This window comes from Porphyrobacter sp. YT40 (assembly GCF_006542605.1).
In the GTDB taxonomy this organism is placed as follows: Bacteria; Pseudomonadota; Alphaproteobacteria; order Sphingomonadales; family Sphingomonadaceae; genus Erythrobacter.
Genome location: NZ_CP041222.1, coordinates 1,485,789 through 1,501,186, shown reverse-complemented (window position 1 = coordinate 1,501,186; position 15,398 = coordinate 1,485,789). Strand labels below are relative to the sequence as shown.

Sequence of the window (15,398 nt, the reverse complement as noted above, 5' to 3'; positions counted from 1 at the left end):
CTCAAGCCTGCCGCGCATCGCCAGATTGATGGAGGCCCCCGCCTGCGCGGGGGCGCACACTAGGAAAACAATACAGTTACTCGATCACCTTGGGCACGCCGAAGAACCCGTGCTCGGCCGCGGGCGCATTGGCGAGGACATCGCCCTGCCGCCCGCCGCCGGTCAGCGGATCGGCGTCGATCACATCCTCGCGCAGGCGCAGCGTGTTGGGGATCACCGCCGCCATCGGCTCGATCCCGGTGACATCGACCTCGCCCAACTGCTCGACCCATTGGAGAATGCCGTTGAGTTCCGGCACCATCCGCTCGAGCGCGGCATCATCCATGCGGATGCGCGCGAGGCTGGCGATCTTGGCGACGGTTGCCTTGTCGACCGACATTGCGCCCTCGCCCCCTTACTGGCCCGGAGCCATCTGCGGCTGACCCTGCGGTGCGCCGCCGGGCCCGCCCGCGCCCATCTGCTGCTGCATGGTCTGCTGCATGATCTGGATATTCCGCTCCACCGCCGCGCGGCTCATGATGCCGACCACCTCGATCTCGAATTCGAGATCGGCATTGGGCGGAATCGCCGAGCCGGGCTGCGGGGTCGCGCCATAGGCCAGATCGGCGGGAATGAAGACCTTGTACTTCCCGCCCTTCTGCGCCTGCTGCAGCGCCTGATAGAAGCCCGGAATGGTCGCGCCTTCTTCAAGCAGGAAGGGGGTGCCATCGGGGAACAGGCCCTTGATCGGAAAGGGGCTGTCCTGCGCATCCTCGAACACGGTGCCATCGGCGGCGAGCGTGCCCTTGTACTTCACGAAAACGACCTCGCCCGGCTGCGCGGTCGGGCCGGTGCCGGCCTGAAGCACATCGATGCTCAGCCCGCGCGGCACGGCGGCCCAGGCGAGGCCGGCGCCGACCAGCACGGCGAGGACGACTCCGATCCACAGCTTGGTGAGCGAGCCCTTGGCCACGGGCTTGATCGGAACGCGGGTAATCTCGGTCATTGATACGGTCCTGTTGAGCGGCACCTTCGCGCCGCCGGATGACGACAAAAGGGCGCGGGGATAAGCCGCGCCCTGATGGCTGATCGAAAAGGGGGATTCAAGCGGTTCCGTGGTCGGAGACGCGCTTGACGACGGGATCATTTGCTCCCGTCGCGCTCCATCCGCTTGCGCTCCATCTTGCGGGCGCGGCGCACGGCGGCGGCCTTTTCGCGGGCGCGCTTTTCCGACGGCTTTTCGTAGTGGCGACGCAGCTTCATCTCGCGATAAACGCCTTCGCGCTGCAGCTTCTTCTTGAGCGCGCGCAGGGCCTGATCGACATTGTTATCGCGAACCATGATTTGCATAAACGACGACTACCTCATTCTCGATACGCCAGAGCCTTGCATGATTCTGCGCAAGGGTACGCGGTGAATTTCCAATGAAAAGCGGGCGATTCCCAAGGGGAGCCGCCCTCCAAGCGGGGCCCCGATAGTCCAACAGCGCCCGAAAGGCAAGCCACAGCAGCGCATTCGCCGCATTCGCCTGCGCCACCGGCACCGCTAGCCTTGCGGCCCGTGCCTCGCTATGGGCGGGCGATGGCCGGTGAAATCTCCCCCCTTGTGGCAAGCCTCAACGTCGCGGTCGGCGGCGGATTGGGCGCGGTGCTGCGCTATCATGTCGGCCCGCTGGCCCATCGGTTGATGGGATCGGGCAGCGCCTTTCCGTGGGGCACGCTCGCGGTCAACGTCATCGGCAGCGCGTTGATGGGCGTGCTGCTGGGCTGGCTGGCGCGCGGCACGATGCCGGAAGGCTCGGGCGAATCGCTGCGGCTGCTGTTGGGGGTCGGCCTGCTCGGCGGCTTCACCACCTTCAGCGCCTTCAGCGCCGAGCTGGTGACGATGATCCACCGCGGCCAGCTGGGTCTCGCGGGCGGCTATGTCGCGGCCTCGCTGGTGGCGGGGGTGGCGGCGCTCTATTTCGGCCTCGTCGCCGCGCAGAGCCTGTCATGACCCAGACCCCTTCCGACAGCGTGCGCCAGTTCACCGTGGCCGAGGATGACGACGGCATCCGGCTCGACCGCTGGTTCAAGCGCAACCTGCCGCAGGTCGGCTTTGCCACCGTCTCGCGCTGGGCGCGCACCGGGCAGATCCGGGTGGACGGCAAGCGCGCCAAGCCCGAGGATCGCCTCGCCAAAGGTCAGGTGCTGCGCGTGCCGCCGGGCGGCGAAGAGCCTGCACGCGCGCCCGCCAAGCCGCGCGTGCGCGCCCTATCCCCGGAGCAAATCGCCGAGGCGAAGGATATGGTGATCCGCGAGACGCCCACCGCGATCGTCCTCAACAAGCCCCCCGGCCTCGCCACGCAAGGGGGGAGCAAGACCACCAAGCATGTCGACGGACTGCTCGATGCCTTCGTCACCGATGAGCGCACGCCGCGCCCGCGGCTGGTCCACCGGCTCGACAAGGACACCTCGGGCGTGCTGCTGATCGCGCGCACACCGGGCAGCGCGGCGAGTTTTTCCAAGCGGTTCGCCAGCCGCAGCGCGCGCAAGGTCTATTGGGCGCTGGTGGTCGGCAAACCCGCCCTGTCCGAAGGCGTGATCGACGCAGCCCTCGCCAAGCAACCGGGCACCGGCGGCGAGAAGATGCATATCGACGAGGAGAACGGCGCGGCGGCCAAGACCCGTTACCGCGTGGTCGACAGCGCAGGCCAGCGCGCGTCATGGGTGGAACTGGAGCCGCTGACGGGCCGCACCCACCAGCTGCGCGTCCACATGGCGGCGATCGGCCATCCGATCGTGGGCGACGGCAAGTATGGCGGGCAGGACGCTTTCCTCACCGGCGCGGTCAGCCGCAAGATGCACCTTCACGCGCGCCGGTTGATCATCACCGAGCCCAAGGCGGGGGAAGGCTCCGGCGGCAAGCTTGACGTCACGGCGGAACTGCCCCCGCACTTCGCCGCTAGCATGGAGGTGCTGGGCTTCGATCCCGCGCTGTCGGACGCCTCCCCCTTGCGCGAGGAGGTGCCCGAGAAGAGCGCGGAGGAAAAGAAGCAGGCCGCCCGCCGCCACTTCAAGCAGGCCCGCAAGGAAGAGCGCAGCCCCCGCCGGGCGCGCGGGGCCGCCAGCGCCAAGCCCAAGGCGAAGGCCAAGCCCAAGGGCAAACCGCCCGCCAAGGGAGCGGGCCGCAAGCCGGGGAAACCGACGCGCTGATGCATCCCAATCCGCTCTTCCGCACCGACGACAAGGCACTGATGGAATCGCTGATCGACCGGGTCGGTTTCGGCACGGTCTTCGCGCAAACGCCTGACGGGCCGCGGGTGGCGCACACCCCGCTGCTCTCCACCTGCGCCGATGCGGTGCGGTTTCACCTGTCGCGCGGCAATGCGCTTACCCGCCACCTCGAGGGCGCGACCGCGCTGATCGTGGTCAACGGGCCCGAGGGCTATGTCTCGCCCCGCTGGTACGACCAGCGCGACACCGTGCCGACCTGGGATTACGTCGCGCTGGAACTGGAAGGCCGGGTGCGGCGGCTGTCCGACGCGGCGCTCGAGGAATTCCTTCATGCCGCCATTGCCAAGCATGAGGGCAGGCTGGGCGGCGAAGCGTGGCGGGCGGAGGAGTCCTCCGAGGCCACATGGAGCGGGCTGTTTCGCGGCATCGTGGGCTTCGAGCTCGAAGTGCAGACGCGGCGCCCGACCTTCAAGCTCTCGCAGAAGAAGACCCCGCCCGAGCGCGCCCGCATCGCCGAGGGGCTCGACGCCGCCGGCAACACCGCGCTCGCCCGGATGATCCGCGAGGCTGCGGCATGAAGCTGGCCGTGTTCGATTGCGACGGCACGCTGGTCGACGGGCAGGCCGATGTGTGCTGGGCGATGGCGCGCGCCTTTGCCCGCGCCGGACTGCCCGCCCCCACGGATCACGCCGTGCGCCGGATCGTCGGCCTCAGCCTGCCCGCCGCGGTGCGCGCGCTCGCCCCCGCGCTTTCGGACGAACAGAACCACGCCGTTACCGAATTCTACCGCTCCAGCTTCCGCGCGCGGCGCGAGGAGGGGTTGCTTGACGAGCCGCTTTACGACGGGATCGCCGAAATGCTGCGCGCCCTGCACGCAGGCGGCTGGCAGCTCGCGGTCGCGACCGGCAAGTCCGACCGGGGCCTTGCCGCCTGCCTCGCCAGCCACGGCAGCGCCGACCTGTTCGTCTCGCTCCAGACCGCCGACCGCCACCCCTCCAAGCCGCACCCCGCGATGCTGGAAGCTGCGCTGTTCGAGGCCGGGGCGAACGCGCAGGAGGCGGTGATGATCGGCGACACCAGCTTCGACATGGCGATGGCGCGCAGCATCGGGGTCGCCGCGATCGGGGTCGAATGGGGCTACCACCAGCCCGCCGAACTGATCGCCAGCGGCGCGGCCCGTGTCGTCGCCACCGCCGCAGACCTCGCCGCCGCGCTCGAGGAGACACTGCCATGAGCCGTTCCCCGCGCGAAATGGCCGAGGCGCAGGCCAGACAACGCTTTATCGTCATCACCGCGATGCGCTTTGCCGGGGTGGGTCTGGTGATGCTCGGCTACGCCATCGTGAAGGGAGTGATCGACCTGCCCTATTGGGTGGGCGTGGCCCTCGCCGTCATGGGCTTTGTCGATGTCTTCGCCATGCCCGTGTTTCTCGCAAGGCGCTGGAAGGCCGCCGATGCCGCGCGGGAGCGAGGCCGCCGATGATCCGCCGTTTCTACAAGGACGTGACGCTCGCCGAGACCGGGGGCGGGTTTCAGGTGATGCTCGATGCGCGCGGGGTGAAGACCGTGGGCGGCGCCCCGCAGATCGCGCCGACCCGCGCGCTCGCGGAATCGCTGGCGGCGGAGTGGGCGCGGCAGGGCGAGAAAATCGACCCCGCCAGCCTCCCCTTGCGCGACATGGCCGACTACGCAATCGACATCGTCGAACCCGATCCGGCGGACGTGGCCGAGGGGCTCGTCGCCTATGCCGAGACCGACACGCTGTGCTACCGCGCCGATCCCGACGAGCCGCTGCACGCGCGCCAGCTGGCCGAGTGGGAGCCGCTGCTGAGCGCCTTCGAGGCTGCACAGGGCATCACCTTGACGCGAGTCAGCGGCGTGCTGCACCGACCCCAGCCGCCCGAGAGCCTTGCCGTGCTGCACGCGCGCCTCGCCGCGCTGGCGCCCTTCGTGCTGGCGGGGGTCGAGGCGATGACCAAGCTCGCCGCCTCGCTCGTCACCGCGCTGGCCGCGCTCGATGCGCGCCACGAGGACGAGCCGCGCGCGCTGTGGCAGGCGGTGTGTCTCGAAGAGGAATGGCAGGCCGAACTGTGGGGCCGCGACGAGGAGGCCGAGGAACGCCGCGCGCGGCGCGAGGCGGATTTCCTGCGCGCCTGTGCCTTTGCCCGGCTTGCGCGGGTAGGCTAACCCCCCGCGACCCAGTCCGCGACTTCACCCGCGACCCGGTTCGAAGCCGCATTGAGCGCCGCGCCGACCGCGCGCGCTTCGGCCGGGACGCCGGTCTCGCGCGCTTCGAAGCGGCGGGTGGTAACCGCGCCCTCGCGGCCGATCCGCACCGCATCGAACCGCACCACCGCTGACGAGGTCTGCGCGTCATAACCCAGATCGATCAGCGTGCCGCGCAGGCTGACCGTGGCGAGCGTCGCGACATCATCGCCGTCGACCACCATGGCATTGCCGCGCGCGCGGATCGTCTCGCCCACCAGACGGCGGAACAGGCGGGCGGGCTTTTCGACCCAGAAGGCTTCTTGCAGATAGGCAAGCTCGGTATCGCTCACCGCCACCGGCACGCGCAGCACGTCGAGCTTGGCCGGGGTGTCGATCCCCAGCACCGCGATCACCGGGCGGTCGGCCCCGCTTGCGCCCGGCCCTGCGGGAGCGCGCGCCTCGGGGCTGAGGGTCAGCAGGCTCTCGGGCGGTTCGCCGCCGAGGCTGATGCAGCCCGCGAGCGCCGCCAGCAGCGGGGCGACGAGGATCGGGCGGTATTTCAGTATCATGCGATCCCTCCGCTTCATTCGGGCTTGTAGTCGGGCAGCGACTTGCCGCCGACGAGCGATCCCGCGCCTTCGCTTTCCAGCTTTTCGGTGACCGCACGCAGCGCGCGGCTGGTGGCGCGCAGGTCTTCGAGCGTCGCCTCGGCAGCGGGCAGCGTGGTGGTGCGCAGTTGGCGCGCGGCGGGCCGCGTGTCCTCCAGCGTCGCCGAAAGCGAGGCGAGTGCGGCATTGGCGCTTTCGAGCGTCCCGCGCAGTTCCTTCGCCAGCGGCTCGCCTTCCTTGTTCAACAGGCCTTCGGTGGTCGCGGCGAGCTTTTCATAGGCATCGAGCGCCTGATTGAATTCCTGCATCGTGGTGCGGAATTCCTTGAGATTGGCGGTCAGTTCCGGTGCGGCATCGGCAAGCCCGCCGGTCAGACGGTTAGAATTGCGCAGGATTCCCGCCAGCTCTTCCTGATTGTCCGGGCCGAGGATGATGTTGAGCTGCTCGGTCAGGGTTGCCAGCCGTTCCAGCAGCAGCGGCGCGTTGGCAACGATCTCGCCGAAGCCGCCGCGGCCCGGCGGGATCACCGGGCGCCCTTCGGGGCAGGCGGTGGTTTCGCAGGTGATCGGCGGCGCATCCTTGCGCGCGCCATCGAGCAGGATGGTCGAAACCCCGGTAAAGCTCGCCTGAATGGTCGCCTGCGTGCCGACGAGGATCGGCACGTCGCTCTTCACCTTGATCCGCACGCGGACGAATTCGGGGTTGCCATCGGCGAGGTCGATTTCGGTCACCTGCCCCACCGGCACCCCGGCGAAACTCACCTGACTGCCATTGGCAAGGCCGGAGACCGACTGGCCGTAGAAGATGTCGTATTCGTCCTGCGCGCCCTCGCCCAGCCGGGCGATCCAGACGATGAAGGCCGCGAGCGCCGCCAGCAGCACCAGCGTGACCGCGCCGACCCACAGATGATTGGCTCTGGTTTCCATATGCCTGTCCCTATGAAGCCAGCCGGGCGGGTGTGTCCAACATATTCCCGCTCATTCCCTGCCCCTGAGGTGCGACGCCTCGGCCGCGCGGCCGCGGGGGCCGTTGAAATATTCCTCGATCCACGGGTGGCCGGTGGCGATCAGTTCGGGGATCGTGCCGACCGCGATGACTTTCTGGTCGGCCAGCACGGCCACGCGGTCGCAGATCTCGTAAAGCGTATCGAGATCGTGGGTGATGAGGAACACCGTGAGGCCCAGCGTTTCCTTCAGCTCGCGGGTCAGCCGGTCGAAATTGGCCGCGCCGATCGGGTCGAGCCCGGCGGTGGGTTCATCGAGGAACAGCAGTTCGGGATCGAGCGCCAGCGCGCGGGCCAGCCCGGCGCGCTTCTTCATCCCGCCCGAAAGTTCGGAGGGGAATTTCGCCACCGCATCTTCGGGCAGGCCCGACAGGATCACCTTGTAGCGGGCAATCTCGGCGCGCAGTTCGGGGCGCAGATCGGGGTAGTACTTGCGCAGCGGCACCTCGACATTTTCGCCCACCGTCAGCGTGGAGAACAGCGCCCCGCCCTGAAACAGCACCCCCCAGCGGCGGCGCACGCCGATGCCTTGGTCGAGATCGGCCTCGGTGATGCAGCGGCCCAGCACGTCGATCCGCCCGGCCTCGGGCCGCTGAAGCCCGATGATCGAGCGCATCAGCACCGATTTGCCCGTGCCCGACCCGCCGACCACGCCAAGGATCTCGCCGCGCCGCACCGTGAGGTCGAGACCGTCGTGGACGGCGACATCGCCGAAGCGGTTGACCAGCCCCTCGATCACGATCGGGGGCGCATCATCGCCCTCATGTCGGTTGATTCGCATGGCTCAGCCCCACCCGATCTCGGTGAAGAACACCGCGAAGAAGGCATCGAGCACGATCACCGCGAAGATCGCCGAGACCACCGCCATGGTGGTGCGCCGTCCGACCTCCTCCGAATTGCCGCGCACCTGCAGCCCGTGATAGCAGCCCGCCAGCGCCACGATCAGCCCGAACACCGGAGCCTTGATGATGCCGACCCACAGGTCATGCTCGGGCACGACTTCCTGAATGCGGCTGAGGAATGTCCAGAACGGGATGCCCAGCGTCAGGTCGCCCACCACCGCCCCGCCGATGATCGCCATGGCCGAGGCGTAGAAGCCGAGCAGCACCATCATGAAGGTCGCCGCAAGGATGCGCGGGATCACCAGCACTTCCACCGGCGAGATGCCGATGGTGCGCATCGCGTCGATCTCCTCGGTCAGCCGCATCGTGCCGAGCTGCGCGGCAAAGGCGCTGCCCGACCGGCCGGCGACCATGATCGCGGTCATCAGAACGCCGAGCTCGCGCAGCGTGATGCGCCCGACGAGGTTGACCGTCAGCGCCTCGGCTCCGAATTGCTCGAGCTGCACCGAGCCCTGCTGGGCGATGACGATGCCGATCAGGAAGCTCATCAGGCCGATAATCGGTAGCGCGGTGACGCCGACCAGCTCCATCTGGTGCACCAGCGCCTTGATCGGAAAGCGTCGCGGGTGGCGGATCAGGCTGCCCGCGCCGATCAGGATCTGCCCGAAGAAGCCGACAACGCCATAGATGCCGCGACGCGCGCCGAAGATCTTGTCGCCCACCGCCAGCGGCACGCGCTCCCACACCGGCGGGCGCGGGGGGCGCATCGGGCCGTCGACGTCGATGTCCTGCACCGAGGCGAGCAGGCGCTGGGCCTCGGGGCTGGCGCCGGTGATCTCGCTCGAAAGCCGGTGCGCGGCGCGGCACACCACCCATGCGCCCACGGTGTCGATTTCCTCGACCCCGGCCAGATCGATGGCGTGGATCGGCCCTTCGATCGCCTTCACCGCGCGGTCGAAGGGGGCGATGCTTGCCAGCGTCAGGTGCCCCGACAGCACCAGCCGGGTGCCATCCGCGCCGTGTTCGTCCAGCGAATATTCCGCGCCCTGCTGCATCGTGATGAGGCTATGGGGAGATTTTCGGCGGCGGGCAAGGCTCTCGCATCGCGCCGTCCGCGTCTGGTGCATTGCATCGCAGCATGGGTGCTGGCATGGCGCGAGGCATTATGAGCAACACCCTGCCCACCACTTTCGACCCCGCCGACATCGAGGCGCGCTGGTATGCCCACTGGGAAGCGAACGGCCTGTTCCGGCCCGAGCGTCCCGAGGCGGAAGCCTACACCATCGTCAACCCGCCGCCGAATGTGACGGGCAGCCTCCACATCGGCCACGCGCTCGACAACACGCTGCAGGACGTGGTGATCCGCTATGAACGCCTGCGCGGCAAGGACGCGCTGTGGGTGGTCGGCATGGACCACGCCGGGATCGCGACGCAGATGGTGGTCGAACGCCAATTGGAAGCGCGGCAGGACAAGCGCACCAACTACACCCGCGAGGCCTTCGTCGAGAAGGTGTGGGAATGGAAGGCCGAAAGCGGCGGCAGCATCGTGGGCCAGCTGCGCCGCCTCGGCTGCTCGATGGACTGGAGCCGCGAGCAGTTCACGATGGACCCGCACTTCACCCGCGCGGTGATCAAGACCTTCGTCGATCTCTACAACGATGGCCTGATCTACCGAGACAAGCGGCTGGTGAACTGGGACCCGAAGCTCAAGACCGCGATCAGCGATCTCGAAGTCGAGACGCAGACCATCGCGGGCAGTTTCTGGCACTTCAAATATCCGCTCGCCGACGGCGCGACCCTGCCCGATGGCCGCGATTATCTCGAAGTCGCCACCACGCGGCCCGAAACGATGCTCGCCGACATGGCCGTGGCGGTGAACCCGGCGGACGAACGCTATGCCAGCGTCGTCGGCAAGCACGTGATCCTGCCGCTGACCGGCCGCCACATCCCGGTGATCGCGGACGAACACGCCGATCCCGAACTGGGGAGCGGCTGCGTCAAGATCACGCCGGGCCATGATTTCAACGACTTCGAGGTGGGCAAGCGCGCCGGTTTCGCGGCGGGCGAGATGCTCAACATGCTCGATGCCGAGGCCAACGTCTGCCAGACGGCGGACGGGCTGGTGCCGGACGAGTTCCTCGGCCTCCACCGCTTCCGCAAGGACGGCGTGGACGGTGCGCGCGAGCTGGTCGTCGCGCGGATGAAGGAGCAGGGCTTCCTCATCCCCCACATCACCAAGTCCAAGGACGGTGAGGAAGTGGCGCACGACGCCGAACCGCGCCAGATCGCCACCCCCTTCGGCGACCGCGGCGGCGTGGTGATCGAACCGTGGCTGACGGACCAGTGGTATGTGAACGCCGCGGAACTTGCCAAGAAGCCGATCGAAGCCGTGCGCTCGGGCGAGATCCAGATCGTGCCCAAGACCTGGGAGAAGACCTTCTTCAACTGGATGGAGAACATCCAGCCGTGGTGCGTCTCGCGCCAGCTGTGGTGGGGGCACCGGATTCCGGCTTGGTTCGCCGATGATGGCCGCTGCTTCGTCGCCGAGGACGAGGCCGCCGCACAGGCGCTCGCGGGCGAGGGCGTGAAGCTGACGCAGGACGAGGACGTCCTCGATACGTGGTTCTCCTCGGCGCTGTGGCCCTTCGCCACGCTGGGGTGGCCGGAGGCGGACAGCCCGCTCCTGCAAAAGCACTTCCCCAACAGCCTGCTCATCTCCGGCTTCGACATCCTGTTCTTCTGGGATGCGCGGATGATGATGATGGGCTTTTACAACATGGGCCAGAAGCCCTGGGACACGCTCTACCTCCACGGCCTCGTGCGCGCGGCCGATGGCGCGAAGATGTCCAAGTCCAAGGGCAATGTGGTCGATCCATTGGGCCTCATCGACCAGTACGGCGCGGATGCGCTGCGGTTCTTCATGGCGGCGATGGAGAGCCAGGGCCGCGACATCAAGATGGATGAAAAGCGGGTCGAGGGCTATCGCAACTTCGCCACCAAGCTGTGGAACGCGGCGCGCTTCTGCCAGTCGAACGGGATCGGCGCTTCGGACACGGTCAAGGCCCCGCCTGCGCGCCTTGCCGCCAACCAGTGGATCATCGGAGAGTTGCAGGCCTGCGTGACCGAGATCGAAAAGGCGATGGCCGACCTGCGCTTCGACGCGGCGGCGAACGCGATCTATCAGTTCACGTGGTCGAAGTTCTGCGACTGGTATCTCGAGCTTATCAAGCCCGTCTTTGCAGGCGACGCGGACAGCCCGCCCGCCGTGGAAACCCGCGCGGTTGCCGGCTGGGCGCTCGACCAGATCCTCGTCATGCTGCATCCCTTCATGCCCTTCATCACCGAAGAGCTGTGGCACAAGCTGGGCGAGCGGCCCTACGAGCTGATCGTGGCGCAGTGGCCCGTGCCGGAAGCGGAAGTCAGCAAGGACGCGACCGACGCGATCGACTGGGTGATCGACCTCACCACCAGCACCCGCAGCGCCAAGAACGAGCTCGGCATCGCGCCGGGTGCCAAGCTGGCGGCATGGCTGGCCGCGCCGTCTGACGTCGCCGCGCGCACCATCGAGCGCAGCAGCGCCGCGATCGAGCGCCTCGCGCGCCTCACCCCGGTGACCATCGGTGAAGCCCCCGCAGGCCCCGCGATGCAGGTGACCGCGGGCGAGGATGTGTTCGTGATCCCGCTTGAAGGGATCGTCGACATCGCGGCGGAAAAGGCCCGGCTCGAAAAGGCGCTGGCGACCAGCACCAAGGAAGCCAAATCGCTGGAGGGCCGCCTCTCCAACCCCGCCTTCGCCGAAAAGGCCAAGCCCGAAGCAGTCGAAAAGGCCCGCGCCGATCTCGCCCACCACACGGGCGAGGTCGAGCGGCTGACGGCGGCACTGGCGCGGCTGGGGTAGGATTACGCAGCTCGCCCCACGCGCGTTACTTATGGTCCGTTTCCCGGCTCGGCTACGCGGTCGCGCAATGACAGTTTGTGGGTGGTTAGCTGCCGCTTTGCCTCTTCGTCATCCCAGCGAAAGCTGGGATCGCTGTCGGTCAGGGGATTTGCTCGAAAAGATCGTCCCAGTCAGGGTTCGTTTTTGCGATCAATTCCGTATTCCGCGCCTTTATCGGCGTGAGGCAGCGCACGTTCGAGAGCGATCCCAGCTTTCGCTGGGATGACGGTTATTTGCCCGCGCCAACGACCATGTCGGGGTCGATTCCCGAATGACAGCTTTTTTCGACTGATACACCAAAGCTGCCATCGCCCCGCGATGCGCAAGGGAAATTTCCTACGCCTGCAAATCATGGCATAGGCCGGATATGTCGTTCAGCCCCGCTCCCGTTTCCGCGCGCGAAACCCCTGTCCGTCCGCGTGATGTAATTGCCATCAATCCGTTGATGGCGCAGTGTTTTTGCCAATGTTGGGAAAGTGACGCGGTGTCGCTTTCGTCACCTTCCCAACAGGCGGCCCAATGAACCTCACCCTCGCCACCGACGATAGCGGCGGGCCGGAGATCTTCGCCAGCCTGCAAGGCGAGGGGCCGAGCATGGGGGTGCCGGTTGCCTTCGTGCGGCTCTCGCGCTGCAACCTAGCCTGCCAGTGGTGCGACACCGCCTATACCTGGCGCTTCGAGGGCGACAACCGGCCGCACCGCGACGGCATCGCCTATGATCGCAAGGCCAATCAGGTGACGCTCTCGACGCAGGAAACGGCGGATCGCATTGCGGCGCTGGGGCAGACACGCCTCGTCATCACCGGGGGCGAGCCGCTGTTGCAGGCCCCGGCCCTTGCGGAAATGCTGGCGCATCTCGATACCCTTGCGCGTCCCCGCGAAGGCGGGGACCTTGCCGATAGAGGCTCCCGCCTGCGCGGGAGCGCGCCTTTGGTCGAGATCGAGACCAACGGCACGGTCGTCCCGCCCGCAAGGCTCGATGTGCGGGTCGATCAATACAATGTCAGCCCCAAGCTCTCGCATTCGGGCAATCCGGCCGAGCTTGCCCTGATCCCAGAACGGCTCGACGCATGGGCGGCAGAACCGCGCGCCTTCCTCAAGTTCGTGGTCGCCACCCCCGCCGATGTCGACGAGGTGCTCGCGCTGCACGCCCGCTATCGCTTCCGGCCCGAGCGGGTGTTCCTAATGGCCGAGGGCACCGACAGCGCGACGCTGCGCGCGCGGCAGGCGTGGCTCAGCGAGCTGTGCCTCAAACACGGCTTCCGCATGAGCGACCGGATGCATATTCACCTTTATGGGGATACGCGCGGAACGTGAGTCCGCCAGCAGCGAAGGAGACATCGGTATGCGGCCATTCCTAATCCTCGGCGCGGTCGCCACGCTGCTGAGCGGCGCGCCCGCCGCTGCCGAACCGCCCCGCGACGCGACGGACGTGGTGGTCGGCGCGCGGCTGTTCGTCGAGCGGCTCTACGCGGTCTATGCCACCGACGACGTGCCCGACCTGTTCGGCAAGCCCGATCAGACCTTCGAACCTGAACTGGCTGCGGCAATCGTCACGCTCGCCAAGCGGATGGAACAGGGTGGCGACATGCCCGCAAGCTTCGGGGCCGATCCGGTTTGCAACTGCCAGGATTATGGCGATGTCAGCTTCCGGATCGATTACGTCGGCCTGATGGGCAAGCGGGCAACGGCAAGGGTGGCTTTCTCGAACTTCGGCGCGGTCGATACGCGCCGCGTCGATCTGGTCATGACGCCGCAGGGATGGCGCGTGTTCGATATCGACGGGACATTCCGCAGCAGCGTGATGGCCGATCTGGCCGCGCCCGAGGGCTAGCCCTGGCTTCTCCAGCGCATCACGACGCGCTCGACCAGCTCTTCCTCGCCGCCGTCCTGGCTCCACAATTCGACGAAGCTCGGGTCTTCCGAGGCCGGGCGCCGGTGTTCCTCGAGGTTGTCGAAGGCGACGCGGATCGGGATCGACACGCCCTCGCCGCAGATGATGCATTCGCGGTTGCGCAGGGCGGGGATCGAATCGAGGAAGCCGCGCGCGCCTTCGGGCATGGCCGCGCGCACGAAGGCCTGGTCGCGGTCGTTGTTGAGACGCATCGAGATGATCGTGCCGCACTGCGACAGCACGCCTTCGGCAAGGTCGGAGGGGCGCTGGGTGATGAGGCCCAGCGAAATCCCGTATTTGCGCCCTTCCTTGGCGATCCGGCTGAGGATCTTGCCGACCGACGATCCGTCGGCGTTCTTTTCGTTGGGGACGTAGCGGTGCGCTTCCTCGCACACCAGCAGCACGGGCCGGGTCTTTTCCTCGCGGCCCCAGATCGCGAAGTCGAAGACGAGGCGGCTGAGCACCGCGACCACGGTCGAGGTGATGTCGGACGGCACGCCCGATACGTCGATGATCGAGATCGGCTTGCCGTGGCCGGGCATGCGGAAGATCTTGCCGATGAACTCCACCATCGTGTCGCCCACCAGCATGCCGGAGAACATGAACTGGTAGCGCGGATCGGCCTTCAGCTCGTCGAGCTTGGTCTTGATCCGCATGTAGGGCGCGGTCGAGGTGGCCTTGTCGAGGCGGCCCATCTCGTCCTGCAGGATGTTGCTGAAATCGGACAGCAGATAGGGGATCGGCGAATCCACCGTGATCTTGCCCATGGTCTGCGCCAGCCGGTTCTTCGACCGCGCGGCAAGCAGCACCTTGGCGAGAATGTCGGCATCCATCTGCCGTTCGTTGCCGCTGCTGGAGAGCAGCACTTCGGCGTGCTCTTCGAAGTTCATCAGCCAGTAGGGCATCTGCAGGTTGGAGACGTCGAGGATCTGGCCGGTCTGGCGGAACGCGGCGGAATATTCGCCGTGGGGGTCGATCATGACGATGTGACCCTTGGGCGCGGCTTCGCAGATGCGGTGCAGGATCAGCGCGGCGCTGGTCGACTTGCCGGTGCCGGTCGATCCGAGCAGCGCGAAGTGCTTGCCCAGCATCGCATCGACATAGAGCCCCGCGCGGATATCCTTGGTCGGGAAGACCTTACCCACGGTAATGCTCGCGCGGCCATCGCTGGCGTAGATCTGTTCGAGATCCTTGGTGGTGCAGGGATAGATCATCGCGCCGGGGATCGGGTAGCGGGTGACACCGCGCCGGAAGCCGTGAATGCGCCCGGTCAGCTTCTCCTCGCCGCCTTCGCCGAGGAAGTCGATATTGGCGATGATCCCGCCTTCGGTGCGGCGGTCCTTGCGCTGGTCGCGCACGTTGGCGAGCAGCCAGCTGTCGCCGACGCGGATCTTGATCTGACTGCCGACCTGCCCGGCCATCGCGATCGAGGCATCGGCGTCGGTCATGCATTCGTTGATGCGCTGCAGATCGAGCGCGATCTGCGAGCCCGAGCCCGAAATCTCCAACACCACACCGATCGGCAGGCGCGCATTGTCGGGCCCCTGCGCCGGTGCGGCGGCGTGGGCGGCGGCCCGCTCTTCCTCGCCCGCCGGATTGGGGCCGGTGAAGCGTTCGAAGTCCTGCCTGCCGTGATCGGTCATTGGTGCCTTTTCCCTGCGCGGCCTTGCCGTGTGCGGGCGAGAAATAGGGCGGGCAAGGTTAAGATCGCGT

17 protein-coding genes are annotated in these 15,398 nt (G+C 67.3%); 9 read left to right on the top strand and 8 right to left on the bottom strand.

The annotated features are described in order from the left end of the window. Positions 1 to 76: 76 nt before the first annotated feature. The 3 genes from gatC to rpsU form a co-directional block, all read right to left on the bottom strand. A complete protein-coding gene (gene gatC, locus E2E27_RS07075) occupies positions 77 to 379 on the bottom strand; it encodes an Asp-tRNA(Asn)/Glu-tRNA(Gln) amidotransferase subunit GatC (protein ID WP_141458298.1) in 303 nt (100 codons plus the stop codon). Positions 380 to 394: 15 nt separating this feature from the next. Continuing rightward, positions 395 to 985: an FKBP-type peptidyl-prolyl cis-trans isomerase gene (locus E2E27_RS07070; RefSeq protein ID WP_141458297.1), complete on the bottom strand. Its 591-nt coding sequence runs from the start codon at positions 983 to 985 to the stop codon at positions 395 to 397. 137 nt (positions 986 to 1,122) lie between these two features. Next, positions 1,123 to 1,329, bottom strand: a complete 207-nt coding sequence (gene rpsU, locus E2E27_RS07065) for a 30S ribosomal protein S21 (RefSeq protein ID WP_017664771.1) — start codon at positions 1,327 to 1,329, stop codon at positions 1,123 to 1,125. Between the two features lie 231 nt (positions 1,330 to 1,560). Here rpsU and crcB point away from each other — a divergent pair, with 231 nt between their 5' ends. Genes crcB through E2E27_RS07035 form a run of 6 tightly spaced genes read left to right on the top strand, consistent with a single transcriptional unit; the run spans position 1,561 to position 5,380 of the window. Beyond that, a complete protein-coding gene (gene crcB / locus E2E27_RS07060) occupies positions 1,561 to 1,974 on the top strand; it encodes a fluoride efflux transporter CrcB (RefSeq protein ID WP_181443616.1) in 414 nt (137 codons plus the stop codon). After that, positions 1,971 to 3,173 (top strand): RluA family pseudouridine synthase, encoded by a 1,203-nt coding sequence (locus tag E2E27_RS07055; RefSeq protein ID WP_141458296.1) that lies wholly within the window; start codon positions 1,971 to 1,973, stop codon positions 3,171 to 3,173. Before crcB ends, E2E27_RS07055 begins: the two co-directional genes overlap by 4 nt. Next, the gene (locus E2E27_RS07050) at positions 3,173 to 3,772 is read left to right on the top strand and encodes an FMN-binding negative transcriptional regulator (protein WP_141458295.1); all 600 of its coding nucleotides are present in this window, start codon (positions 3,173 to 3,175) and stop codon (positions 3,770 to 3,772) included. The genes E2E27_RS07055 and E2E27_RS07050 overlap by 1 nt, the downstream gene beginning before the upstream one ends. Continuing rightward, positions 3,769 to 4,428: an HAD-IA family hydrolase gene (locus E2E27_RS07045; RefSeq protein ID WP_141458294.1), complete on the top strand. Its 660-nt coding sequence runs from the start codon at positions 3,769 to 3,771 to the stop codon at positions 4,426 to 4,428. The genes E2E27_RS07050 and E2E27_RS07045 overlap by 4 nt, the downstream gene beginning before the upstream one ends. After that, a complete protein-coding gene (locus E2E27_RS07040) occupies positions 4,425 to 4,676 on the top strand; it encodes a hypothetical protein (RefSeq protein ID WP_141458293.1) in 252 nt (83 codons plus the stop codon). The genes E2E27_RS07045 and E2E27_RS07040 overlap by 4 nt, the downstream gene beginning before the upstream one ends. Further along, entirely contained in the window at positions 4,676 to 5,380 is a 705-nt protein-coding gene (locus E2E27_RS07035) for an ATP12 family chaperone protein (RefSeq protein ID WP_141461648.1), read from the top strand. The genes E2E27_RS07040 and E2E27_RS07035 overlap by 1 nt, the downstream gene beginning before the upstream one ends. Here E2E27_RS07035 and E2E27_RS07030 read toward each other — a convergent pair. Genes E2E27_RS07030 through E2E27_RS07015 form a run of 4 tightly spaced genes read right to left on the bottom strand, consistent with a single transcriptional unit; the run spans position 5,377 to position 8,909 of the window. After that, entirely contained in the window at positions 5,377 to 5,970 is a 594-nt protein-coding gene (locus tag E2E27_RS07030; RefSeq protein ID WP_141458292.1) for an ABC-type transport auxiliary lipoprotein family protein, read from the bottom strand. The two genes, E2E27_RS07035 and E2E27_RS07030, sit on opposite strands and share 4 nt — an antisense overlap. A gap of 14 nt (positions 5,971 to 5,984) precedes the next feature. Further along, entirely contained in the window at positions 5,985 to 6,935 is a 951-nt protein-coding gene (locus E2E27_RS07025; protein ID WP_141458291.1) for an MlaD family protein, read from the bottom strand. 51 nt (positions 6,936 to 6,986) lie between these two features. After that, positions 6,987 to 7,793 (bottom strand): ABC transporter ATP-binding protein, encoded by an 807-nt coding sequence (locus tag E2E27_RS07020; protein WP_141458290.1) that lies wholly within the window; start codon positions 7,791 to 7,793, stop codon positions 6,987 to 6,989. A 3-nt stretch (positions 7,794 to 7,796) separates the two neighbouring features. Continuing rightward, positions 7,797 to 8,909, bottom strand: coding sequence for an ABC transporter permease (locus E2E27_RS07015; protein WP_141458289.1), 1,113 nt, complete (start codon positions 8,907 to 8,909; stop codon positions 7,797 to 7,799). 110 nt (positions 8,910 to 9,019) lie between these two features. Between E2E27_RS07015 and E2E27_RS07010 the strand changes: the two genes are divergently transcribed. The 3 genes from E2E27_RS07010 to E2E27_RS07000 all read left to right on the top strand — a co-directional run bounded on the left by E2E27_RS07010 (position 9,020) and on the right by E2E27_RS07000 (position 13,625). Further along, a complete protein-coding gene (locus E2E27_RS07010; protein WP_141458288.1) occupies positions 9,020 to 11,752 on the top strand; it encodes a valine--tRNA ligase in 2,733 nt (910 codons plus the stop codon). Between the two features lie 558 nt (positions 11,753 to 12,310). Next, the gene (locus E2E27_RS07005; RefSeq protein ID WP_141458287.1) at positions 12,311 to 13,108 is read left to right on the top strand and encodes a 7-carboxy-7-deazaguanine synthase QueE; all 798 of its coding nucleotides are present in this window, start codon (positions 12,311 to 12,313) and stop codon (positions 13,106 to 13,108) included. 28 nt (positions 13,109 to 13,136) lie between these two features. Further along, a complete protein-coding gene (locus tag E2E27_RS07000; protein WP_141458286.1) occupies positions 13,137 to 13,625 on the top strand; it encodes a hypothetical protein in 489 nt (162 codons plus the stop codon). Here the strand turns inward: E2E27_RS07000 and E2E27_RS06995 are convergent. After that, positions 13,622 to 15,328 carry an ATP-binding protein gene (locus E2E27_RS06995; protein WP_141458285.1) on the bottom strand — a complete coding sequence of 569 codons (1,707 nt, stop codon included), beginning with the start codon at positions 15,326 to 15,328 and terminating at the stop codon, positions 13,622 to 13,624. The genes E2E27_RS07000 and E2E27_RS06995 overlap by 4 nt on opposite strands. Positions 15,329 to 15,398 lie beyond the last annotated feature (70 nt).